Here is a 20,889-nt window from a genome sequence, read left to right on the forward strand (position 1 = left end):
TCCCGGCTGCTTCAAGCCGAAGCTGCGAGCGCGTCCTTGGCCGCAGCAATATCGTTCGGGCCGCCGACGGACACGCCGACCGCGCCATCGGCGATGCGCTTGACGAGGCCGCTCAGCACCTTGCCGGCGCCGATCTCGAAGAACCGCGTCACGCCCTGCCCTGCCATATAGGCGACCGACTCGCGCCAGCGCACCGTGCCCGTGACCTGTTCGACCAGGCGGCGGCGGATCTCGTCGGGATCGGTGATCGCCGAGGCCAGCACGTTGGAGACGAGCGGCGCCGCGGGCGCCTTGATCGTGACGCCGGACAGCGCCTCGGCCATCGCATCGGCCGCCGGCTGCATCAGCTTGCAGTGGAACGGTGCCGACACCGGCAGCAGCATCGCGCGCTTTGCCCCTTTGGTCTTGGCGATCTCGACGGCGCGGTCGACGGCTGCCTTGTCGCCGGAGACCACCACCTGGCCGCCGCCATTGTCGTTGGCGGCCTGGCAGACCTGGCCCTGCGCCGCCTCATTGGCGACCGTTACCGCCGCCTCGTAATCGAGGCCGAGCAGCGCGGCCATCGCGCCGGCGCCGACCGGCACCGCCTTCTGCATCGCAAGCCCGCGGGTGCGCAGCAGCCGCGCGGTGTCGCTGACGGTCAGGCTGCCGGCGGCGGCCAGCGCCGAATACTCGCCGAGCGAGTGCCCGGCGACAAAGGCCGCGTTGCGGCCGACCGAGAAGCCGGCTTCGCTCTCGAGCACGCGCAGGGTGGCGATCGAGACCGCCATCAGGGCCGGCTGGGCATTTTCCGTCAGTTGCAATGTCTCGCCCGGACCATCCCAGATGATCGCGGTCAGCTTCTCGCCCAGCGCGGAATCGACCTCGTCGAACACCGCCCTGGCGACCGGAAAGGCGTCGGCCAGGGCCTTGCCCATGCCAACCGCCTGCGAGCCCTGCCCGGGAAACGTAAATGCTGCCGTCATCGGCGATCCCTACCTTGTTGAGCGTGATCCCCGCGCAGGCGCTTGGCGCCCGCCGCAGGGGAAACGGTATCCGCGTCGCGCGAAACGCGCCACAGCGGGTCCGGGCCCTGCCGTGCACCTCGGCCCTGGACCGGGCCGTAAGACACTGATGGGGGGCGCGATGTCAAGCCGCGCGGGAGGAACCCTGGGGATGCCGGACGGGCTTCCGCCCTAGAACCCGCCGGCATTCTGGTCGGCGTTAACCTCGGCGCCGGCCCTCGCCCGGCGCGCGCTGTTGACCAGTTGCCCCGGACGATCCTCGTGGGCGGGCCTGGCCGTCGCAAGCCGCAGCACGGCGGCGTAGCCCGGCTGCACCTCCATCCGCTCGGCATAACGGCTTCCGCTCAGGATGCGGTGGACGCGCGGCAGGTTGTAACAGGGCACGTAGAACAGCAAATGATGCTCGAGGTGATAGTTCACGTAGTACGGCGCGATGAAGAGACGCTCGAGGACATTGGCGCGCGTGGTGCGGGTGTTGCGCAGGGGATTGGAGCTGTCGGGCACGACGGCATGTTCGGCAATGTTGCGGATCCGCGTGATCACCATCATCCAGGTGAAGAGCGGCACCAGCCACAATAGCGGATAGGCCCACCACACGCCCGCGGCGGCAAGCCCTGCGAACAGCAGCGCATTGGCGACGCATTGCGGCCCGAGCTTGTCCCAGAAATTCGCGGCACGCTGCGACAACGGCCAGTCCTTCGGCCCGAGTGCGTTGAGCAGTTGCGCCTTGCGCTGCTGGTAGCCGGTCTGCCCGGTGATATCGCGGAAGAATTTCCGGCGGTAGCTCACCTTCGTGATCGGAAACGGCGCCGACAGCACGAGATCCGGATCGTCCTCCTGCTGCGTCCGCGCATGATGCTGCAAATGGTAGCGGCGATAGCCGCGAGTTTCGGCGAAGATCGGATAGGCACAGAACCATTGGCTCAGCGTGAGATTGGTCTTCTCGTCCGCCGAGAGACAGCCATGCGCGCCGTCATGCATCAGGATCGCGAGCCCTAGCTGCCGCGAGCCGATGATCGCGACCGCAAGCAGATAGGTCAGCGGATTGGGCCACCAGGCGACCAGCGCGATCGCCACCAGGATCAAGGCCCAGGCATGCGCGATCAGCGCGACGCCCTTCCACGTGGTGCGCTCACGGACCGCCACCAGTTCGTCTTCGGTGAGAAAATCGCGGGCACGCATGCGAAGCGCGGTCATGAGCTGGTCTCCCCGTCCGTGCAGGGTAAATTGTCGCGATCGCCGACCAGGCGCAGGCGCGATCCATCATTGGCCGACGTCGATGTTGCGGTCGCCTGCTCGCCGAGCGCGCGCAGCAATTCGCGGCACATCTCCTCGGAGCCGCGGCCCATGGCAAAGCCTTCGACGATCACGCCGATCGCAATCGCCCAGAAGCGCCGCGAGCTCTCTTCCGGCGCGCGCAGCGAGCGCCAACCGTGCCGCTCGACCTGGCCCGCATAAGCGCGTGCGCCTTCGCTGTGGAGACGTTCGATGGTGCGCTCGACCAGCGGCGCGAGATCCTGGCGACGCCGCGTGAGCGTCAAAGCCTCGGCGAAGAAGGCGACCGTGTCGGTTGCCGTCACGGTCTCGGCCAAAGCGTGCGTGTACTCCCGCGGCGTCTGTGCCTGCAGCGCAGCCTGCTCGGTCGCGCGCGCCAGATAAAGCATGTCGCGGCTGGCGGCTTCGACGAACAGCGCCTCCTTGGTGCGGAAGTAATAGGTGATCTGGCTCGGAAAGGCGTCGGCGGCTGCGGCGATATCCGAGATCGACGTGCCCGAGAGCCCCCGCTCCTTGAACAGGCGGCTGGCGGCATCGAGCAGCAACGAGCGCATCTTGCGCCCCGCCGACCGTGTCGCGCGGACGGCGTGCTTCGGATCGGACGCGGACATGCCGCTGGTGGTCTCCGAACCCATTGATCGTTCTCCCGGAGATATTTGTATGATATACAAACAAAGAAATCAACATGGAACTCCGGAATTGGGCTATGGAGCGCCGGAGCGGCCCGCCTCCTCGCGAAATCCCGGGGCTGACAACCCTTGCCTTCGCGGCCAAAATCCGTATAAAGCGCCCCATTCGTGGGCTCCGGCCGGGAGCTGAACGGACGGTCTCAGCAAATTCACCCGTTGATTTTGATGTGGCAGGGCCAGTCGGCCCGTCGTCCCGTGCTCCCGCCTTCTGAGCAGCTCGAGTCCTTTCCGAAGGTCTCGAAGGGCTTGTCGCCGGAAACCCGCGCCAACACAGGAAAGGACAACCATGCCTCTTTATGAGCATGTTTTTCTCGCGCGTCAGGATGCGAGCACCCAGCAGGTGGATGAACTGACGGCTCAGATGACGGGGATCGTCGAGCAGGGCGGCGGCAAGGTCACCAAGACCGAGAGCTGGGGCGTGCGCTCCCTCACCTACCGCATGAACAAGAACCGCAAGGCGCATTTCGTGCTGATGAACATCGACGCACCGTCGGCTGTCGTCACCGAGATCGAGCGTCAGGAGCGGATCAACGAAGACGTCATCCGCTATCTCACCGTGCGCGTCGAAGAGCACGAGGAAGGCCCGTCCGCGATGATGCGCAAGGCCGACCGTGACCGCGAGCGCGATGACCGCGGCGGTGGCTTCCGCGGCGACCGCGAAGGCGGCTTCCGTGGCGACCGCGAGGGTGGTTTCCGTGGCGACCGTGGCCCGCGCCGTCCGCGCGAAGAAGAAGCTGCGACCGAGGAGTAATGAATCATGGCTGATGCTGGTGCCCGCCGTCCGTTTTTCCGTCGCCGCAAGTCCTGCCCGTTCACGGGCGCGAACGCGCCGAAGATCGACTACAAGGATTCCAAGCTGTTGATGCGTTACGTCTCCGAGCGCGGCAAGATCGTGCCGAGCCGCATCACGGCGGTGTCCGCCAAGAAGCAGCGTGAGCTCGCCCGCGCCATCAAGCGCGCGCGTTTCCTCGGCTTGCTGCCCTACGTTATCAGGTAAACGTTTCCGGCCGGCGGCACGCGCCGCCGGCCGCTTATTCTCATAAGGCTTCCGGGTCGTCCGGTCGCCGATGGTTGGGGTTCTCGACAGAGTGCCTCTAACCGCTCGAAAGGAGCGGGACAGCTGATGATCGCGATACTCATCGTTGCACTTGCAGCCGGCGCCGCGTCGGCGCTGATGTTCGCCTCGATCGTTTCGGGCGCGGCGGTCTCGTTGCTGCTCGCCTATTTTGCTCCGCTGCCGCTCATGGTGGTGGCGCTCGGCTGGGGTCCGCTCGCCGCTGTGTTCAGCGGCATCATCGCGACCGCCGCGCTGACAACCCTCCTCGGCCTGTCCCACGGCGTCGGCTTCGCAATCGGGGTCGCATTGCCGGCCTGGTGGCTCGGCCACCTCGCCATGCTCGGACGGCCGGGCGCGACCACAGCGGCCGCGGGCAGCGCCGCCAATCTCGAATGGTATCCGGTCGGTCGCATCCTGATCTGGATCGTGGCCATAGCGGTCCTCACGACGGCGGGCATCCTGCTGTCGTTCGGTGCAGACGTCGACGCCATCGCCGAGACCATCCGGCAGGGCCTGCGCGAGATGATGCGCCAGACCGACGGCAATATGACGGCCGAGCAAATCGATCAGCTCGCGAGGCTGTTCGTGTTCCTTGCCCCGCTGGCGCTGCCGGTGAGCGTGACGATGATGTTCACGCTGAACCTGTGGCTGGCGGCGAAGGTCGCACTGACATCCAGACGCCTGCATCGGCCATGGCCGGACCTGCGAAGCACCGCGCTGCCGCCGGTCACGCTCGCGATCCTGGCCGCAGCCGTCGCGTTCTGCTTTGTCGGCGGCACGTTCGCAATGCTGGCAAAGGCGGTCGCGACCGCGTTGCTGTTCGCCTACGCGCTCGTCGGCTTTGCCGTCCTGCATGTCCTGACCCTGTCGGCCAGCAACCGCACCCTGTGGCTCGTCTGCGTCTATGCCGTCATGTTCGTTTTCAGCGGACTGATCCTCGTGATGGCTGCGCTTGGCATCGCCGACGCCGTGTTCGGACTGCGCCAGCGCTATCTGCAAACAAGACCGCCGCCTTTGCCGGTGGCGTGACATTCGATCCAACCACTTCAACCCGATACTTTGCATCTAAAGGAGAACGAAAATGGAAGTCATTCTGCTCGAACGCGTCGCCAAGCTTGGCCAGATGGGCGAAGTCGTGCGCGTCAAGGACGGGTTCGCCCGCAACTTCTTGCTGAAGCGCGGCAAGGCGCTGCGCGCCACCGACGCGAACCGCGCCAAGTATGACGGCATGAAGGCCGAGCTCGAGGCGAACAACATCAAGGCCAAGGGCGAAGCCGCCGTGGTCGCCGAGAAGATCGACGGCCGCGACGTCGTCATTATCCGCCAGGCCTCCGAATCCGGCCAGCTGTTCGGCTCGGTCACGGTGCGCGACATCGTCGTTGCGCTGGCCGCCGACGGCGTCACGGTTGCCCGTCCGCAGGTCTGGCTCGACTCGCCGATCAAGACGATCGGCCAGCAGAAGGTGACGATCGCGGTTCACCCCGAGGTCGAGACCAGCGTCACCGTGACGGTCGCCCGCTCCGCCGAAGAGGCCGATCGGATCAAGCGCGGCGAGGACATCTCGACCCGCCAGGAAGACCAGGACGCTGCCGCCGAGGCGATCGCCGCCGCTGGCGAGTTCTTCGATCCGGAAGCCCAGCACGACGAAGCCGAGCCGGCCCCGGCTGCCGAAGAGAAGTAAGCTTCTCTTCATCACTCCACCGACTGAAGCCCGGCCCCATCAGGCCGGGCTTTGGATTCGTGCCGCCGCCTGATTGTCGAGCATCGCGATCGACGCCAGTGCTGTCGCGGTGTGCTTCTCCTTGCCGTCGATGATGCAGAACACGTCGGCTGCAACGACGGCGACCTGACGTCCCGGCTTGATCACCCGCGCCCGGCAGATCAGCCGATCGCCCGACGCCGGCGACAGCAGGTTGAGCTTGTACTCCGCCGTCAGCGCCGGCTGGCCGCGCGACGTCGCCGCCGCGATCGTGGTGGCGTTGTCGACCAGGAACGCCGTCACCCCGCCATGAAACAGGCCGTGCTGCTGCAGCAGCTCCGGCCGCCGGTCGACCGCGAGCGTGCACGCGCCGCGCGACAGTTCGGCCACCTCGGCGCCAACGAGCCCCATGAATCCCTGACGGCCGACATTGTCGCGGATCCGCGTTGCGATCGGCGCAAAGTCCGGATCGGTCTCGCTCATGACGTTCCTCCTCCTCGCTCCGACGCCCCCGGCGCCACCACCGCGCGGATCGCGCAGGCGATCAGCGTCTCGACCTGTTCGCGCGGATCACTCTGATGGCGGCCCGACAGATAGGCGCGGCAGAAGATCTGCGCCGGCCCGATGATCTGGCTGAAGAACAGCGTCGCGCTCATCGGCAGCAATTCGCCGCGCGCGAGCAGCGGTGCACGCCAGCGCTCGATGCCGTCAGTGAGCCGCGAATTCTCGGTGCGCTGTGCGCCGCGCACCTCCTCGCCCCACTCGCTGCGCGAAATCTCGAACAGGAAGCGCGCCTCGCGCCTGAAGGTCACGACCCAATCGAGATGGGCGTGGATCAGCCGCGCAACGCCCTCGGCGGCGGCGCAGCTGGCGTCGACCGAGGTGATGATCGCTGCGTGATAGGCCTGCAGGATCTCCAGGAACAGGGTTCCGGCGAGCTCCTTCTTCGAGGCGAAGAAATGAAAGAAGCTGCCGTTGGAGGCGCGCGCCCGGGAGCGGATCTCAGCGACCGTTGCGCCCTCGAAACCGTCGCGGTCGAACACCGCCAGTCCCGCCGCCAGCAGATCTTCGCGCGCCGTGGTCAACCCGCCTCACTCCTGACTAGATTATTACTCTAGAGTATTGCTCTAATGGCTGTCAAACGATAACGCCGGACCTCGCGGCCCGGCGTTGGCAATTACCTCGAGGTCGGAGCTTCCGGTGGACCGGAGCCCGGCGTCGTCGGGGGCGGTGGTGGCGGCGGCGCCGTTGCGGTCACCGGCGGCGCGGCGGGTGCCGGAGCGGGAGACGCGGCTGCGGCGGGCTCGGGTGATGACGAAGCGGCGGGCGCCACCGGCGTCACCTGCGGAACCGGATCAGGCCGCGCCGCGGCCGGCTCGCCGCTGCTCTTGGGCGCATCGACCTTGGCCGTGTCAGGTTCGCTGGCGGGCTTCGCCGGCTTCTCGGTCTCACCCTTGTCCTCGTGCTTGACGGCGGTCTGGGCCTTGGGCTCGTCGCCCGTCGCCGCGCCTTTCGCCTCTCCCTTGGGCGCCTCGTCGGACTTCGGCTCGTCGACCGGCTTGCCGCGACGGCCGTGCTTCTGGCGCGACGGCTTGCCCTCGCCGGCGGCCTGCGGGGTCTGGCCGTCCTCCGGCTTGGCGCCGTCGGGCGCCTCGCTCGGACGCGCCATCCGCCTGCCGCGATGGCGTCCTTCACCTGGAGCCGGCGTCAGACCGTCCGCGTCGGGCTTCGACGCTTCATTGGCGCCTTCCTGCGGCGCAGCACCCTGACGCTGGCGGCGCGGCGGACGCTCGGACGGCTGCTGCTCCGGCGACTGGTTCGCCTCCTGCCGGCCTTCGCGCGCGCCCTGCTTTGAGCCCTTGGGCTGATCCTTGGCCTGGTAGCGCGGATCGTTGGCACCGTTCGAAATCAGAAAGGACGAGAGCACTCCGGCCATGTCGCTGGACGTCGTGTAGTGCTGGCGCAGGAAGCCCGGCAGCGAACCGGCCGGCACGGTCTTCAGCAGGCCGCGCGGGCTCTTGTGGCAGGCTGTGCAGGTGTTTGCGAAGATCTGGGAGGGGCTTTTGCCGGCCTCGAGGTTTTGCGCTTGCGCCGATACGGCTGACAGGCAGCCAATCAGAAGCGTCACCGTCGCCAGACTGAGGGCTCGGCTCAACATTCCTTAAGTCTCCAGATTCCGGAAAAATCGCCGCCTGCGCCTCATGGATCGGCCGCGGCGGTGACCTTTTAGCCGATTATCACGCGAATGGAAGCGCGCGCATGACGCATCCACGCAATTGTCACATTTTGGAATATCGGCTTTGACCACAACGCAATAGCGGCTTTTAATTCCCTGCCTATGTTGAGGATGGGGACACATTGGAGTGATCAGCTCCGGTGGTGTCGGTGTGCAGCTTGCCGTTCCGTTGGTGTTTCGATGGACCGATTGTTGCGATTCTTCTTGGGGCGCTTCATCCGCCGCGGCTCGATCACGTTCACGACCGCGAGCGGCGCCCAATTCGCCTGCGGTGACGGCACCGGCGAACCCGTTGCCGCGCGCTTCATGACCCGAGGGGCTGAAGTCCGCGTTCTGGTCGATCCCGAGCTCTATCTCGGCGAAGCCTTCATGGACGGCACGTTCGTGGTGGAACAAGGCACCATCGCCGAGGTGCTGTCTGTCCTGATGGGCCAGGCGGCAATGTTGCCGAACTTTGCCAGGCTGCAGGCCTGGGTGCGTTTCCTTGGACGGCGCGCCCAGCAGATCAATGTGCGCGGCCGCTCCAGGAGCAATGTTGCCAGCCATTACGATCTCGACGGCCGCCTCTATTCCCTGTTCCTTGACGCGGACAAGCAGTACAGCTGCGCCTATTTCGAGACGCCGGACGCGGCACTGGACGATGCCCAGCTCGCCAAGAAGCGCCACCTCGCCGCAAAACTCCTGATCAAGCCCGGCCACCGCATCCTCGACATCGGTTCCGGCTGGGGTGGGCTTGGGCTCTATCTCGCCGAGATGAGCGGCGCCGACGTCACCGGCGTCACGCTGTCGACCGAGCAGCTGCAGATGTCCAAAGCCCGGGCGGCGGAGCGGAACCTGTCGCATTCGGCGCGTTTCCTGCTCGAGGACTACCGCGACATCCCCGGCCCGTTCGACCGCATCGTCTCGGTCGGCATGTTCGAGCATGTCGGGGTCGCCTACTATGAAACCTTCTTCAAGCGCTGCGCCGAGCTCTTGAGCGACGACGGCGTCATGATGCTGCATTCGATCGGCCGCTCGACCGGGCCCGATGTCACGAGCCCCTGGATCCGCAAATACATCTTCCCCGGCGGCTACATTCCCGCGCTCTCCGAGGTGATGCCGGCGATCGAAAAGGCCGGCTTGCTGATCTGCGACATGGAGATCCTGCGCCTGCACTACGCCGAGACGCTGAAGGCGTGGCGCGAGCGCTTCATGGCGCGGCGCGAGGAGGCTGTGCGGCTCTACGACGAGCGCTTTGCCCGGATGTGGGAATTCTATCTGGCGGCCTCGGAGATGTCGTTCCGGGTGCAGAACATGATGAATTTCCAGCTGCAGCTCACCAAGCGCCAAGGCGTGGTCCCGATGACCCGCGACTATATCGGCCGCGAGGAAGCCCGGCTGCGGCTCAAGGAGGCCGGCGCCGCCAAGCCCCGGCTGCAACTCGCCGGCGAATAAGTCTGAAGGAATGCTATCTGCTAGTTGCGCAGGCTGAAGGCGGACCTGCAATGGGCGAAGGTCGGGGCCGGACGCGCCAGATGGGCCGCGGCCGCCGAGATCAGCCGGGCATCGCAGGGAACACTCCGGACCTCCGGACGCGCCGCCTGCTCCATGGCCTCGACAAGCGCCGCCAGCCAGCGGCGGTCCATGCCACCTGCCCGGCCGGGCTGAATTCGCGCTGTCTGAAACTCGTGAGCCATGGTCCCCGTATCTTCCCTGAGCGAATACAACCCGGAATCCGCCGGGTCGTTCCCGCGAACCTGACGCAAAGAAAGTGCGCCAGGTGTGATCTGCTTCACAGAGGTCCGCCCCGATCTGTCGTAGAGGTCCGGAATGACCCGAGAAACGCACCAGACGATGTTGGACCCGCAACGCGACCTCGTGACCGACTACGCCCTGATCGCAACCGGCGTGGCGGCCGCCTTGATCGCACTGGCTTTCCTCATTCTGGTCTGAGGAACCGGGGCCAGCAGCGACTTCGCTTCGGATTGGGCGCGGCAGCCCGACAAAAGGTTCAGGCCGCCTCCAATTTTTACCAACGACATCCCTGATCGGCCGCGCTCCCCTCGGTTTCGGGCAAAACCCCGTCAAGCGGAATGCATTCGGCCGTGGCGGATTCACACATCGCGTTGTGTGAATCGTGCATAAGGCACATCCGTCCTTTCGCTTCGTGCCGGGCTGGCGCTTGATCGCCGCCCCACATCCGAAAATCGCAGTAACGACGAAATCAGAAGAATAAGCTCGTCCATGGCCTTGATTGATTCGAACGTCCACAAGCTCGCGCCCGACGCCGCGTCCCCGACCTATCGGAGTGCGCCGCACAACATCGAAGCGGAACAGAGTCTTCTGGGCGCGATCCTGGTCAACAATGACGCGTTCTACCGCGTCTCCGACTTCCTGGAGCCGAAGCATTTCTTCGAGCCGCTGCATCAGACGATCTACGAGACTGCCAGTTCCCTGATCCGGATGGGCAAGGTCGCGACCCCCGTGACCCTGAAGACGTTCCTGCCGGCCGATACCGACATCGGCGGCATGACCATCAGCCAATACCTGGCGCGGCTCGCAGCCGAAGCGACCACCATCATTAACGCGCAGGATTACGGACGTACCGTCTATGATCTCAGCCTGCGTCGCGACCTGATCCGGATCGGCGAGGACATCGTCAACGTCGCGTTCGACGCGCCGGTCGACTTTGCCCCGCGCGCGCAGATCGAGGATGCCGAGCGGCAGCTCTACAGCCTCGCCGAAACCGGCCGCTACGATGGCGGCTTCCAGCGCTTCGCGCAGGCACTCACCGTCGCCGTCGACATGGCGGCGAAGGCGTTTCAGCGCGACGGCAAATTGTCCGGCATCTCGACCGGCCTGCGCGACCTCGACGCCAAGATGGGCGGCTTGCAATCCTCCGACCTCATCATCCTTGCCGGCCGTCCCGGCATGGGCAAAACCTCGCTTGCCACCAACATCGCCTACAATGTCGCCAGAGCCTATGAGGGCGAGGTGCAGGCGGACGGTACCACCAAGGCGATCAACGGCGGCGCGGTCGGCTTCTTCTCCTGCGAAATGAGCGGCGAGCAGCTCGCCACCCGTATTCTCGCCGAACGCTCCGGCATCCCCTCGAGCTCGATCCGCCGCGGCGGCATCTCCGAGCTCGATTTCGAGAAGATCCGCGACTGCTCGATCGAGTTGCAATCGCTGCCGTTCTACGTCGACGAAACCGGCGGCCTCTCGATCTCGCAGCTCACCGCGCGAGCGCGGCGGCTCAAGCGTCAGAAGGGTCTCGACCTGATCGTGATCGACTACATCCAGCTGTTGCAGGGCTCGGGCAAGAAGGGCAACGACAACCGCGTGCAGGAAATCACCGAGATCACCACCAATTTGAAGGCGCTGGCCAAAGAGTTGAACGTCCCGATCATCGCGCTGTCGCAGCTGTCGCGTCAGGTCGAAAACCGCGAAGACAAGCGGCCGCAGCTCTCGGACTTGCGTGAATCCGGCTCGATCGAGCAGGACGCCGACGTCGTGATCTTCGTGTATCGCGAGGAATATTACCTCGCCAACAAGGAGCCGCGCGCGGGTACTCCGGAATACGAGAAGTGGCAGATGGACATGGACCTTGCCCACGGCAAGGCCGAAGTCATCATCGGCAAGCAACGCCACGGCCCGACCGGCACGGTCGATCTGCACTTCGAGGCCAGCGTGACGCGCTTCGGCGACCTCGCCCCCGACGGCCAGGTTCCGGATCGCCACTATTGATGCTCTGACGCGGTTGAACGCCGCAAGCGCGACGCGTAGAAGTGCGGCATGAACATCGTGACCGACGCGAAATCGCAGCTGACGCCCGAAGCCAGTTTGCTGCCGGCCCATCCGACCGCCAGCGGTATCCTTACCGTCGACCTCGACGCCATCATCGCCAACTGGCGCAAGCTCGAGAAGACCGCAGTCCCGGCCGAATGCGCCGCCGTGGTCAAGGCCAACGCCTATGGCTGCGGCGCCGAGCAGGTCTCGCGGGCGCTGGCCAAGGCCGGCTGCAGGACCTTCTTCGTCGCCACCGTCGAGGAGGCCGCCGTGGTGCGCGCGGCCGTTCCCGAGGCCACAGTGTATTCGCTGGGCGGCTTCTTCCAGAACACCGGCGACGCCTACGCCAGGATCGATTGCAAGCCGGTGATCGGCGATCTCAACGAGCTCGCCGAATGGGACGTGTTCTGCCGCCGCTCCGGCTGGTCCGGCGGCGCCGCCATCCATATCGACACCGGCATGAACCGGCTGGGGCTCACGGTCAGCGAGGCCCAGGGCATCATCCCGCGGATCAATGCCGGCGACCACGGCATCACGCTTGTCATGAGCCACCTCGCCTCCGCCGAACTGCTCAACAGTCCTGCCAACGCCAGGCAGCTTGCAAGCTTCCGCGAGATCGCGAGCCTGTTCACCGGCGTGCAGGCGTCGCTCGCCAACTCCTCCGGCGTGTTCCTCGGCGCCCCGTTCCAGTTCGAGATGGTGCGGCCGGGCTGCGCGCTCTATGGCGTCAATCCGACGCCCGAAGCCGACAACCCGATGCAGCAGGTCGTGGACCTCAAGGCGCGCATCGTGCAGATCCGCAACATCGATCGCGGCGAGACCGTCGGCTATGGCGGCACCTGGACCGCGCGGCGGCCGACCCGGCTTGCGATCGTCTCCGCCGGCTATGCCGACGGCTATTTCCGCGCCGCCAGCGCCAATGACGGCACCCGCGGCGCCGAGGTCGTGGTTGCCGGCAAGCGCTGCCCGATCGCCGGCCGCGTCTCGATGGACCTGATCGCGGTCGACGTCACCGATCTCGACAAGAATGCCGTGCGGCGCGGCCACATGGTGACGCTGATCGGCGAAGGCATCACGGTCGACGAGGTCGCGCATCATTTCGGCACCATCGGCTATGAGGTGCTGACCAGCCTCGGCCGCCGCTTCGTGCGCATCTACAAGGGCGGCGATGCCACAGCCGCACGAAGCGATGCCGTCGAGAAGAGCGAGGCGATCGCCGAGAAGAGCGAGACAGCTGCCGCCGCACCTGCAGCGCCGCCTGCGCTGCCGACAGCACTCGCTGCGCCACCGCCATTGCCCGCCGAACCGACCGCGCCATCCACTTGACGCGATCGATCGGCGCGATCGGCTGCACGCATGAAGATCGCGACCTTCAACATCAACAATATCAATCGCCGGCTGCCGAACCTGTTGCGCTGGCTGAAGTCGGCGAAGCCCGATGTCGTCAGCCTGCAGGAGCTCAAGGCGTCCGACGCAGAGTTTCCTGCTGCCGCGATCGAGAAGGCCGGCTACGGCGCGGTGTGGCAAGGACAGAAGACCTGGAACGGCGTCGCCATCCTGGCGCGCAAGGCCGAGCCGGTCCTGATCCGCACCGCGCTGCCCGGCGACCGCGACGACCACGAGGCGCGCTACATCGAGGCCGCGGTGCGCGGCATCGTCGTCACCAGCCTCTATCTGCCGAACGGCAATCCGCAGCCCGGACCGAAATTCGATTACAAGCTTGCCTGGTTCAAGCGGCTGCGCGCCCACGCCGCCAAGCTGCTGAAGCAGGACGTCCCCGTGGTGCTCGCCGGCGACTACAACGTCGCGCCGACGCCTCTCGACATCTATCCGACCCGCTCCTGGGACAAGGACGCGCTGATCCAGCCGAAGAGCCGCGACGCGTTCAAGGCGCTGGTCGATCAGGGCTGGTGCGACGCGATCCGCACGCTGCATCCGGATGATCAGATGTTCACCTTCTGGGACTACAAGCGCAACCGCTGGCCGCGCGATGCCGGCCTCCGGCTCGATCATCTGCTGCTCAGCCCCCAAGTGGCGCCGCGGCTTGCGAAAGCCGGCGTCGACCGGGATGTTCGTGGCGAGGAAGGCGCGAGCGATCATGCGCCGGCGTGGGTGGTGTTGAAGTGATGGATGCTCATTGTTGACGTCGTCCTGGCGAAGGCCAGGACCATAACCACCGAGCTTTGTTATGAAAGGGGATCGCGGCCCCAGCGTCGCACGACAATTCGTATTTGGGGTAATGGGTCCTGGCCTTCGCCAGGACGACGATCAGGATGGTTCTCGATTCAATCTGTCAAACAGCTCGTTCGGTGTCATCGCCCGGCTTGGCCGGGCGATCCAGTATTCCAGAGACAGTCGTAGTTGAGCGGATGGGCCGCGGCGTACTGGATCGCCCGGTCAAGCCGGGCGATGACAGTTGTGGATGGGGACGCAGCTTCGTAGTTGCCCGACGGGCAGTTTTTGCATGGCTCGCCGAGGCCAGCCGATGCAGGCGAATGCGCTTCGCATGTGGCGGGCCGGGTACAGCCTGGGGTGGTGCAAATCGACTACAATCGCGCCGATTTGATTCATGCATTGGGTCTGCCCATGAAGTCCTATTTCGCCGCCGCGTCGATGCTCATGTTCGGCATTGCCAGCGCGTCCGCTGCCGACCTCGCCGCCCGCCCCTACACCAAGGCGGTCCCGATCGTCGCCACCGCCTATGACTGGAGCGGCTTCTATGTCGGCGCCAACGGCGGCGGCGGCTGGAGCCGGAAATGCTGGGACGTGGTGCCGTTCACGATCACCAATCCGACGCTCGGCGTGCTGAATTTTGCCGGCCCCGAGGGTTGCCACACGGCCTCTGGCGCGACCGCCGGCGGCCAGATCGGTTATCGCTGGCAGCAGGCGACCTGGGTGTTCGGCGTGGAAGCGCAGGGTAATTGGGCCGACCTCTCCGGCTCGAATCCGTCCGTCGCCCCGCTGTTCGCGGGCTTCGCCAACCGCTCGAAGATCGATGCCATCGGCCTGTTCACCGGACAGGTCGGCTATTCCTGGGGCTCGTTCCTGCTGCACGCGAAAGGCGGCGCGGCCGTCGTGCGCGATCGCTACGAGAGCTTCATCACACCGGCGTTTGGTCCCGGCGTGCCGGTCGGATTCATCGCCGATCGCGGCGCCGAGACGCGCTGGGGCGGCGCGATCGGCGCCGGCGCCGAATATGCGATCGCGCGCAACTGGTCGTTGGCGGTCGAATACGACCATCTGTTCATGGGGACCAACAATGTTCGCATGACCTACGATCCGGCTTTCATCGCCCAGCTCAACCATGACGAACGCATCCGCCAGGACGTCGACATGGTGACCGTGCGCGTCAACTACCGGTTCGGCGGCCCGGTCATCGCGAAGTACTGACGCGCCTCACGATCGCATGTCCGTGGTTCAGGGGCGCCCTTGCGCCGTCTCGAACCATCAGGTCACAGTGAGCTTCCGATCCCGAGACTCGCATCCAGCGCGGCTCGGAATCACGTCCCGGAGCGCGCAGGTGGGCTTCCTCTTCGTCCTCATCGTCGGCCTGGTCGCCGGCACCATTTCCGGCATCGTCGGCACCGGCTCGTCGATCATGCTGATGCCGGTGCTGGTCTATCAGTACGGGCCGAAGCAGGCGGTGCCGATCATGGCGGTCGCCGCCGTGATGGCCAATCTGTCGCGGATTCTCGCCTGGTGGCGCGAGGTCGACTGGCGCGCCTGCGCGGCCTATTCGATCACGGGCATTCCAGCCGCAGCGCTAGGCGCACGGACGCTGCTCGCTTTGCCCTCGCATGCGGTCGATATCGCGATCGGCGTGTTCCTGATCGCGATGGTGCCGGCGCGGCACTGGCTGGCGCGGCACGAGCTGAAGGCCAATCTCTGGCATCTGGCCATCGGCGGCGCCGTGATCGGCTATCTCACCGGCGTCGTGGTCTCGACCGGCCCGCTCAGCGTGCCGCTGTTTTTGTTTTACGGCCTGTCCAAGGGCGCGTTCCTCGCCACCGAAGCGGCAAGCTCGCTCGGGCTCTATGTCAGCAAGTCGGTGACGTTCGAGCGCTTCGGCGCGCTGACGCCTGACATCGCATTCAAGGGCCTGGTTGCCGGGGCATCGCTGATGTCCGGTGCCTTCATCGCAAAACGCTTCGTGCTGCATCTGAAGCCCGAAGCGTTCCGCCTGATCATGGACGGCATCATGCTGGCGGCCGGCGTGTCGCTGCTGTGGTCGGCGGCGACGTCGTAGGCTTAGCGTCGTGCGCATCAAACGCCACGCATTCCTCATTCCGTGCTAATGGGTGTCGCGGATTCGAAATCACCGCTGAACCAATCCCGTCATGGCCAAATCGACCCTCTCCTTCGTCTGCCAGAACTGCGGCGCGGCGTATAATCGCTGGCAGGGCAAATGCGATTCCTGCGGCGAGTGGAACACGCTGGCCGAGGAAGACACCACGGGCTCGGTGCCGGTCTCGATCCGCTCCAAGCGCAAGGGCCGGACGTTTGTGCTGGAATCGCTGTCCGGCAAGACCCAGGACGCGCCGCGGCTGTCGTCGGGCATGGCCGAGCTCGACCGCGTCACCGGCGGCGGCTTCGTCCGCGGCTCGGTGCTCCTGGTCGGCGGCGACCCCGGCATCGGAAAATCCACGCTGCTGACCCAGGCCACCAGCATGATGGCGCGCGCCGGCCATCGCGCGGTCTATATCTCCGGCGAAGAAGCCGTCGCCCAGGTGCGGCTGCGGGCCGAGCGGCTCGGGCTCGCCGACGCGCCGGTGCAGCTGGCGTCCGAAACGTCGGTCGAGGACATCGTCTCGACGCTGTCGGAAGGCGCGGTGCCGCGGCTGATCGTGATCGATTCGATCCAGACCATGTGGACCGACACCGTCGAGTCCGCGCCCGGCACCGTGACCCAGGTCCGCGCCTCGGCGCAGGCCCTGATCAGGTTCGCCAAGAAGACCGGGGCAACGATCATCCTGGTCGGGCATGTGACCAAGGACGGCCAGATCGCCGGCCCCCGCGTGGTCGAGCACATGGTCGATGCGGTGCTGTCGTTCGAGGGCGAAGGCTCGCAGCAGTTCCGCATCCTGCGTTCGGCGAAGAACCGCTTTGGTGCGACCGACGAGATCGGCGTGTTCGAGATGACCGGGCTTGGTCTGCGCGAGGTCACCAATCCCTCGGAATTGTTCCTCTCCGAACGCGAGCTCGGCAGCCCCGGCACGGCGGTGTTCGCCGGCATCGAGGGCACCCGCCCGGTACTGGTCGAGTTGCAGGCGCTGGTGGCGCCGACCTCGCTCGGCACCCCGCGCCGCGCCGTGGTCGGCTGGGACCCGAGCCGGCTGTCGATGGTGCTCGCGGTGCTGGAAGCGCATTGCGGGGTCAAATTGTCCGGACATGATGTCTATCTCAATGTCGCCGGCGGCCTGCGCATCCAGGAGCCGGCCGCGGACCTCGCGGCGGCGGCCGCGCTGGTGTCCTCGCTGGTCAACGCGCCGCTGCCGACGGATGCGGTCTATTTCGGCGAGATTTCGCTGTCGGGGGCGATCCGCCCGGTGGCGCAGACCCCGGCCCGGTTGAAGGAGGCGCTCAAGCTCGGCTTCGGCCGCGCCATCCTGCCCGAATCGGTCCGCGGTGAGAGCGGCGGCGATGCCGGCCTAGCGCTGAACAGCGTCGGCAATCTGACCACGCTGGTCGCCGAAATTGCCGCACGCGGAACGCCCAGAGGCGGCCGGAATCCGTCTTCGGGCGACCAAGACGGTTCTGGGCGCGCTGAATCGGCTGGGAAAAATGCCACACCGGCCCGATTCCGTCGCGACAACGGCTAAAGCGGGCGTGACGTCTCAGCCCCTCGCCGCTATACATCCGCCGCGCGGGACAGGTGGTGTTGCGGACTTGCCGGACGCCCCCGATGCGCCTCATTTAGGACGGCACCGACTTTGCCGATTCGCGAGAGCCATTAACAGCGTAAGCCCTTAACAGCGTACCGAAACGTACCAGCGGACCTGACCAGCCGATGCCCGTAACGATACTCGATCTTGTCCTGCTCGGCGTGATGCTGATCTCGGGCCTGCTGGCGATGGTGCGCGGCTTCATGCGCGAGATCCTGTCGATCGCGGCCTGGGGCGCCGCCGCCCTGGTCACGCTGTATGCTTTCTCGAAGCTGCTGCCGACCGCCAAAACTTACTTCAATAACGACACGGTCGCGGCCGTGGTGGTAGTGGCCGGCACCTTCATCGGCACGCTGATCGTGGTCTCGGTGATCACGGTGCGGATCTCGGACATGATCCTGGATTCCCGGATCGGCGCGCTCGACCGCACCCTCGGCTTCCTGTTCGGGCTCGCCCGCGGTCTCCTGATCGTGGTCGTGGCGTTCATGTTCTTCACCTGGCTGGTTCCGGACAAGCAGCGGCCCGACTGGGTCACCGGGGCGAAGTCCCGCGTGGTGCTACAGGGAACCGGGGATTGGCTGATGACGCTCTTGCCTGACGACCCCGAGAACACCATCTTAAAGAAGTTCAAGAAGAATAAGCCAGACGACGATTCTGCGGCCGATACCAACGATCAGGCGACGCCGGCGTCGGGTGATGGCTATAGCAAACCTGCGCGTGACAGCTTGAAAAAGCTGATCGAGAAACCCGCGGGCCGATAAACTATTTGGGCCCTGACGAGAGGCGATGAACGAGATGCAGACCCCTTCGGATCAAGCCGACCAGATGGATCTCGACCTCGGCCCGATCGAACTGCAGGACCCTCTCAGATACCACCCGGATCTCGATGGCGACACGCTCCGCGAGGAATGCGGCGTGTTCGGCATCTTCGGCCATCCCGAAGCCGCCGCGATCACCGCGCTCGGCCTGCACGCCCTGCAGCACCGCGGCCAGGAGGCCGCCGGTATCGTCACCTTCGACGGCGGCCGCTTCCACAGTGAACGCCGCCTCGGCCTGGTCGGCGATGCCTTCTCCCGCCGCGAGGTGATCGAGCGCCTGCCCGGCAATGCCGCGGTCGGCCATGTCCGCTACTCCACCACCGGCGGCACCATCCTGCGCAACGTTCAGCCGCTGTTTGCCGAGCTCAGCGCCGGCGGCTTTGCGGTCGGCCACAACGGCAACCTCACCAACGGCCTGACCCTGCGCCGCGAGCTGGTCAAGGGCGGCGCGATGATGCAGTCGACCACCGACACCGAGGTGATCCTGCATCTGGTCGCGCAGTCGAAGCGCACCCGCTTCATCGACCGTTTCATCGAGGCGCTGCGCACCATCGAGGGCGCCTATGCGCTGGTCGCGCTGACCAACAAGAAGCTGGTCGGCGCACGCGATCCGCTTGGCATCCGTCCGCTGGTGCTCGGCGATCTCGACGGTCATCCGATCCTGACCTCGGAGACCTGCGCGCTCGACATGATCGGCGCGAAATATGTCCGCGACATCGAGCCCGGCGAGATCATCGTGTTCGACGAGACCGGCGCGCACAGCCACAAGCCGTTCCCGCCGAAGCCGGCCCGGCCCTGCATCTTCGAATACATCTATTTCGCGCGGCCCGACTCGATCGTCGGCGGCCGCTCGGTCTACGACGTGCGCAAGGCGTTCGGCGCGCAGCTCGCGCGCGAGAGCCATCCCGAGGTCGACGTCGTGGTGCCGGTGCCGGATTCCGGCGTGCCCGCCGCGGTCGGCTACAGCCAGTATTCCGGCGTGCCGTTCGAGCTCGGCATCATCCGCAATCACTATGTCGGACGCACCTTCATCCAGCCGACCCAGAGCGTGCGCGAGCTCGGCGTGCGCATGAAGCATTCGGCCAACCGCGCCGCGATCGAGGGCAAGCGCATCATCCTGATCGACGACAGTCTGGTGCGCGGCACCACCTCGAAGAAGATCGTGCGCATGATGCGCGACGCCGGCGCCCGTGAGGTGCATTTCCGCCTCGCCTCGCCGCCGATCCTCTACCCCGACTATTACGGCATCGACCTGCCGGACCGCGGCGGCCTGCTCGCCGCCACCCATTCGCTCGAGGAGATGCGCGACATCATCGGCGCCGACTCGCTCGCGTTCCTGTCGATCGACGGCATGTACCGCGCGATGGGCTATGAGGGACGCGATCCGACCAATCCGAGATTCGCCGACCACTGCTTCACCGGCGCCTATCCGACCCATCTCACCGACCAGAGCGAAACCGAGGCGCCACCGCGCCAGCTCTCGCTGCTGGCGGAGGCGAGCTGACGCCACCACCACCGTCGTCCCTGCGAAAGCAGGACCCATAACCACCGGCCCTCGTTTTTTCGGGCGGCATCGGTTACGAACACCTTTGCACAACACGACCGCCGCGGCGTATGGGTCCCTGCTTTCGCAGGGACGACGACGATAGAGTTACGCTCATGACAAAACCCCTCGCCTCCCGTATTGCCCTCGTGACCGGCGCCTCGCGCGGGATCGGCTATGCGACCGCGGTCGCGCTGGCAAAGGCCGGCGCCCATGTCGTGGCGGTGGCGCGTACCCAGGGCGGGCTGGAAGAGCTCGACGACGCGATCCAGAAGGATGGCGGCAGCGCCACCCTGGTGCCGCTCTCGCTCACCGATTACGACGGCATCGCGCGGCTCGGGCTCGCGCTGCACGAGCGGCACGGCAGGCTCGACATCCTGGTCGGCAATGCCGGCACCGCGGGTCCCTCCTCGCCGCTCGGCCATATCGAGCTGAAGCCGTGGAACGACGTGTTCGCGATCAACGTCACCGCCAACTTCCAGCTGATCCGCTGCATGGACCCGCTGCTGCGCCAGTCCGACGCCGGCCGCGCGGTGTTCGTAACCTCGGGCGTAGCCCACAAGGCCAATGCCTATCTCGGCCCCTACGCGGCCTCGAAGGCCGCCCTGGACGCACTGGTGCGCTCCTGGGCCAATGAGACCGCGAATACGGCTTTGCGCGTCAACCTGTTCAGCCCCGGTCCGATCCGCACGCGGATGCGCGCGCAGGTATTTCCCGGCGAAGACCCGATGACCTTGGATACGCCCGACATGGCTGCCGAATACATCGTGCCGATGTGTTCGCCCGTGTGGACCGAGACCGGCAAGCTCTACGACTACAAGGCGCGCACGCTGCGGAGCTTTCAGCCACCGGCGTAAGGAGTAACAGGTGAGCCGCGCCTTCGATTGTCATCCCCGCGAATGCGGGGATCCAGTGTTC

22 protein-coding genes are annotated in these 20,889 nt (G+C 66.0%); 15 read left to right on the forward strand and 7 right to left on the reverse strand.

Going from position 1 to position 20,889, the window contains the following annotated elements; genetic code table 11:
- Nucleotides 1-11: 11 nt before the first annotated feature.
- From fabD to K359_RS0135565, 3 genes are all read right to left on the reverse strand, one after another.
- On the reverse strand, nt 12-965 hold the full coding sequence (fabD, locus tag K359_RS0135555) for an ACP S-malonyltransferase (RefSeq protein WP_029083526.1): 954 nt from the start codon (nt 963-965) through the stop codon (nt 12-14).
- A gap of 210 nt (nt 966-1,175) precedes the next feature.
- Nucleotides 1,176-2,201 carry a fatty acid desaturase family protein gene (locus tag K359_RS0135560; RefSeq protein WP_029083527.1) on the reverse strand — a complete coding sequence of 342 codons (1,026 nt, stop codon included), beginning with the start codon at nt 2,199-2,201 and terminating at the stop codon, nt 1,176-1,178.
- Nucleotides 2,198-2,914, reverse strand: a complete 717-nt coding sequence (locus K359_RS0135565) for a TetR/AcrR family transcriptional regulator C-terminal domain-containing protein (protein WP_029083528.1) — start codon at nt 2,912-2,914, stop codon at nt 2,198-2,200. The genes K359_RS0135560 and K359_RS0135565 overlap by 4 nt, the downstream gene beginning before the upstream one ends.
- Before the next feature lie 340 nt (nt 2,915-3,254).
- Here K359_RS0135565 and rpsF point away from each other — a divergent pair, with 340 nt between their 5' ends.
- The 4 genes from rpsF to rplI all read left to right on the forward strand — a co-directional run bounded on the left by rpsF (nt 3,255) and on the right by rplI (nt 5,706).
- The gene (rpsF, locus tag K359_RS0135570; RefSeq protein WP_029083529.1) at nt 3,255-3,719 is read left to right on the forward strand and encodes a 30S ribosomal protein S6; all 465 of its coding nucleotides are present in this window, start codon (nt 3,255-3,257) and stop codon (nt 3,717-3,719) included.
- Between the two features lie 6 nt (nt 3,720-3,725).
- Nucleotides 3,726-3,965, forward strand: coding sequence for a 30S ribosomal protein S18 (rpsR, locus tag K359_RS0135575; protein ID WP_016844287.1), 240 nt, complete (start codon nt 3,726-3,728; stop codon nt 3,963-3,965).
- Between the two features lie 126 nt (nt 3,966-4,091).
- Nucleotides 4,092-5,054, forward strand: a complete 963-nt coding sequence (locus tag K359_RS0135580) for a DUF2232 domain-containing protein (protein ID WP_029083530.1) — start codon at nt 4,092-4,094, stop codon at nt 5,052-5,054.
- A gap of 52 nt (nt 5,055-5,106) precedes the next feature.
- Nucleotides 5,107-5,706 carry a 50S ribosomal protein L9 gene (gene rplI / locus K359_RS0135585; protein ID WP_029083531.1) on the forward strand — a complete coding sequence of 200 codons (600 nt, stop codon included), beginning with the start codon at nt 5,107-5,109 and terminating at the stop codon, nt 5,704-5,706.
- Nucleotides 5,707-5,745: 39 nt separating this feature from the next.
- On the opposite strand, the gene K359_RS0135590 is transcribed toward rplI, so the two are convergent.
- The 3 genes from K359_RS0135590 to K359_RS0135600 all read right to left on the reverse strand — a co-directional run bounded on the left by K359_RS0135590 (nt 5,746) and on the right by K359_RS0135600 (nt 7,882).
- Nucleotides 5,746-6,207 carry a PaaI family thioesterase gene (locus K359_RS0135590; RefSeq protein WP_029083532.1) on the reverse strand — a complete coding sequence of 154 codons (462 nt, stop codon included), beginning with the start codon at nt 6,205-6,207 and terminating at the stop codon, nt 5,746-5,748.
- On the reverse strand, nt 6,204-6,809 hold the full coding sequence (locus K359_RS0135595; protein ID WP_029083533.1) for a TetR/AcrR family transcriptional regulator: 606 nt from the start codon (nt 6,807-6,809) through the stop codon (nt 6,204-6,206). The genes K359_RS0135590 and K359_RS0135595 overlap by 4 nt, the downstream gene beginning before the upstream one ends.
- Nucleotides 6,810-6,901: 92 nt before the next feature.
- Nucleotides 6,902-7,882, reverse strand: coding sequence for a hypothetical protein (locus K359_RS0135600; RefSeq protein WP_029083534.1), 981 nt, complete (start codon nt 7,880-7,882; stop codon nt 6,902-6,904).
- A gap of 258 nt (nt 7,883-8,140) precedes the next feature.
- On the opposite strand from K359_RS0135600, the gene K359_RS0135605 reads away from it, so the two are divergent.
- Complete coding sequence (locus K359_RS0135605; RefSeq protein WP_029083535.1) at nt 8,141-9,394, forward strand: cyclopropane-fatty-acyl-phospholipid synthase family protein; 1,254 nt, start codon at nt 8,141-8,143, stop codon at nt 9,392-9,394.
- A gap of 20 nt (nt 9,395-9,414) precedes the next feature.
- Here K359_RS0135605 and K359_RS61915 read toward each other — a convergent pair whose 3' ends face one another.
- Nucleotides 9,415-9,636: a hypothetical protein gene (locus tag K359_RS61915; protein WP_156928832.1), complete on the reverse strand. Its 222-nt coding sequence runs from the start codon at nt 9,634-9,636 to the stop codon at nt 9,415-9,417.
- 133 nt (nt 9,637-9,769) lie between these two features.
- Here K359_RS61915 and K359_RS65910 point away from each other — a divergent pair, with 133 nt between their 5' ends.
- The 10 genes from K359_RS65910 (at nt 9,770) to K359_RS0135660 (ending at nt 20,828) form a co-directional block, all read left to right on the forward strand.
- A complete protein-coding gene (locus tag K359_RS65910; RefSeq protein ID WP_256372062.1) occupies nt 9,770-9,892 on the forward strand; it encodes a hypothetical protein in 123 nt (40 codons plus the stop codon).
- A gap of 291 nt (nt 9,893-10,183) precedes the next feature.
- Nucleotides 10,184-11,686: a replicative DNA helicase gene (locus K359_RS0135620; protein ID WP_029083536.1), complete on the forward strand. Its 1,503-nt coding sequence runs from the start codon at nt 10,184-10,186 to the stop codon at nt 11,684-11,686.
- Nucleotides 11,687-11,734: 48 nt separating this feature from the next.
- Nucleotides 11,735-13,054, forward strand: a complete 1,320-nt coding sequence (gene alr / locus K359_RS0135625) for an alanine racemase (protein WP_029083537.1) — start codon at nt 11,735-11,737, stop codon at nt 13,052-13,054.
- Nucleotides 13,055-13,084: 30 nt separating this feature from the next.
- Entirely contained in the window at nt 13,085-13,855 is a 771-nt protein-coding gene (gene xth / locus K359_RS0135630) for an exodeoxyribonuclease III (protein WP_029083538.1), read from the forward strand.
- 459 nt (nt 13,856-14,314) lie between these two features.
- Nucleotides 14,315-15,118: an outer membrane protein gene (locus K359_RS0135635; RefSeq protein ID WP_029083539.1), complete on the forward strand. Its 804-nt coding sequence runs from the start codon at nt 14,315-14,317 to the stop codon at nt 15,116-15,118.
- Nucleotides 15,119-15,248: 130 nt separating this feature from the next.
- The gene (locus tag K359_RS0135640) at nt 15,249-15,974 is read left to right on the forward strand and encodes a sulfite exporter TauE/SafE family protein (protein ID WP_029083540.1); all 726 of its coding nucleotides are present in this window, start codon (nt 15,249-15,251) and stop codon (nt 15,972-15,974) included.
- Nucleotides 15,975-16,065: 91 nt separating this feature from the next.
- Nucleotides 16,066-17,547 (forward strand): DNA repair protein RadA, encoded by a 1,482-nt coding sequence (gene radA / locus K359_RS0135645; protein WP_029083541.1) that lies wholly within the window; start codon nt 16,066-16,068, stop codon nt 17,545-17,547.
- A 188-nt stretch (nt 17,548-17,735) separates the two neighbouring features.
- Entirely contained in the window at nt 17,736-18,371 is a 636-nt protein-coding gene (locus K359_RS0135650; protein WP_029083542.1) for a CvpA family protein, read from the forward strand.
- A gap of 64 nt (nt 18,372-18,435) precedes the next feature.
- The gene (purF, locus tag K359_RS0135655) at nt 18,436-19,932 is read left to right on the forward strand and encodes an amidophosphoribosyltransferase (RefSeq protein ID WP_035977722.1); all 1,497 of its coding nucleotides are present in this window, start codon (nt 18,436-18,438) and stop codon (nt 19,930-19,932) included.
- A gap of 155 nt (nt 19,933-20,087) precedes the next feature.
- Nucleotides 20,088-20,828 (forward strand): SDR family NAD(P)-dependent oxidoreductase, encoded by a 741-nt coding sequence (locus K359_RS0135660; protein ID WP_029083544.1) that lies wholly within the window; start codon nt 20,088-20,090, stop codon nt 20,826-20,828.
- Nucleotides 20,829-20,889 lie beyond the last annotated feature (61 nt).

It is taken from the genome of Bradyrhizobium sp. th-b2 (assembly GCF_000426785.1).
Taxonomy (GTDB): Bacteria; Pseudomonadota; Alphaproteobacteria; order Rhizobiales; family Xanthobacteraceae; genus Bradyrhizobium; species Bradyrhizobium septentrionale.

Bases quoted from the DNA above. Each gene is read 5' to 3' on its own strand.
- K359_RS65910 (WP_256372062.1), top strand. From the start codon at position 9,770: ATGACCCGAGAAACGCACCAGACGATGTTGGACCCGCAACGCGACCTC.
- K359_RS0135560 (WP_029083527.1), bottom strand. From the start codon at position 2,201: ATGACCGCGCTTCGCATGCGTGCCCGCGATTTTCTCACCGAAGACGAA.
- fabD (WP_029083526.1), bottom strand. From the start codon at position 965: ATGACGGCAGCATTTACGTTTCCCGGGCAGGGCTCGCAGGCGGTTGGC.
- K359_RS0135565 (WP_029083528.1), bottom strand. From the start codon at position 2,914: ATGGGTTCGGAGACCACCAGCGGCATGTCCGCGTCCGATCCGAAGCAC.
- K359_RS0135660 (WP_029083544.1), top strand. From the start codon at position 20,088: ATGACAAAACCCCTCGCCTCCCGTATTGCCCTCGTGACCGGCGCCTCG.
- radA (WP_029083541.1), top strand. From the start codon at position 16,066: ATGGCCAAATCGACCCTCTCCTTCGTCTGCCAGAACTGCGGCGCGGCG.
- K359_RS0135620 (WP_029083536.1), top strand. From the start codon at position 10,184: ATGGCCTTGATTGATTCGAACGTCCACAAGCTCGCGCCCGACGCCGCG.
- rpsF (WP_029083529.1), top strand. From the start codon at position 3,255: ATGCCTCTTTATGAGCATGTTTTTCTCGCGCGTCAGGATGCGAGCACC.
- K359_RS0135590 (WP_029083532.1), bottom strand. From the start codon at position 6,207: ATGAGCGAGACCGATCCGGACTTTGCGCCGATCGCAACGCGGATCCGC.
- rplI (WP_029083531.1), top strand. From the start codon at position 5,107: ATGGAAGTCATTCTGCTCGAACGCGTCGCCAAGCTTGGCCAGATGGGC.
- alr (WP_029083537.1), top strand. From the start codon at position 11,735: ATGAACATCGTGACCGACGCGAAATCGCAGCTGACGCCCGAAGCCAGT.
- K359_RS0135650 (WP_029083542.1), top strand. From the start codon at position 17,736: ATGCCCGTAACGATACTCGATCTTGTCCTGCTCGGCGTGATGCTGATC.
- K359_RS61915 (WP_156928832.1), bottom strand. From the start codon at position 9,636: ATGGCTCACGAGTTTCAGACAGCGCGAATTCAGCCCGGCCGGGCAGGT.
- xth (WP_029083538.1), top strand. From the start codon at position 13,085: ATGAAGATCGCGACCTTCAACATCAACAATATCAATCGCCGGCTGCCG.
- K359_RS0135635 (WP_029083539.1), top strand. From the start codon at position 14,315: ATGAAGTCCTATTTCGCCGCCGCGTCGATGCTCATGTTCGGCATTGCC.
- rpsR (WP_016844287.1), top strand. From the start codon at position 3,726: ATGGCTGATGCTGGTGCCCGCCGTCCGTTTTTCCGTCGCCGCAAGTCC.
- K359_RS0135605 (WP_029083535.1), top strand. From the start codon at position 8,141: ATGGACCGATTGTTGCGATTCTTCTTGGGGCGCTTCATCCGCCGCGGC.
- K359_RS0135600 (WP_029083534.1), bottom strand. From the start codon at position 7,882: ATGTTGAGCCGAGCCCTCAGTCTGGCGACGGTGACGCTTCTGATTGGC.
- purF (WP_035977722.1), top strand. From the start codon at position 18,436: ATGGATCTCGACCTCGGCCCGATCGAACTGCAGGACCCTCTCAGATAC.
- K359_RS0135580 (WP_029083530.1), top strand. From the start codon at position 4,092: ATGATCGCGATACTCATCGTTGCACTTGCAGCCGGCGCCGCGTCGGCG.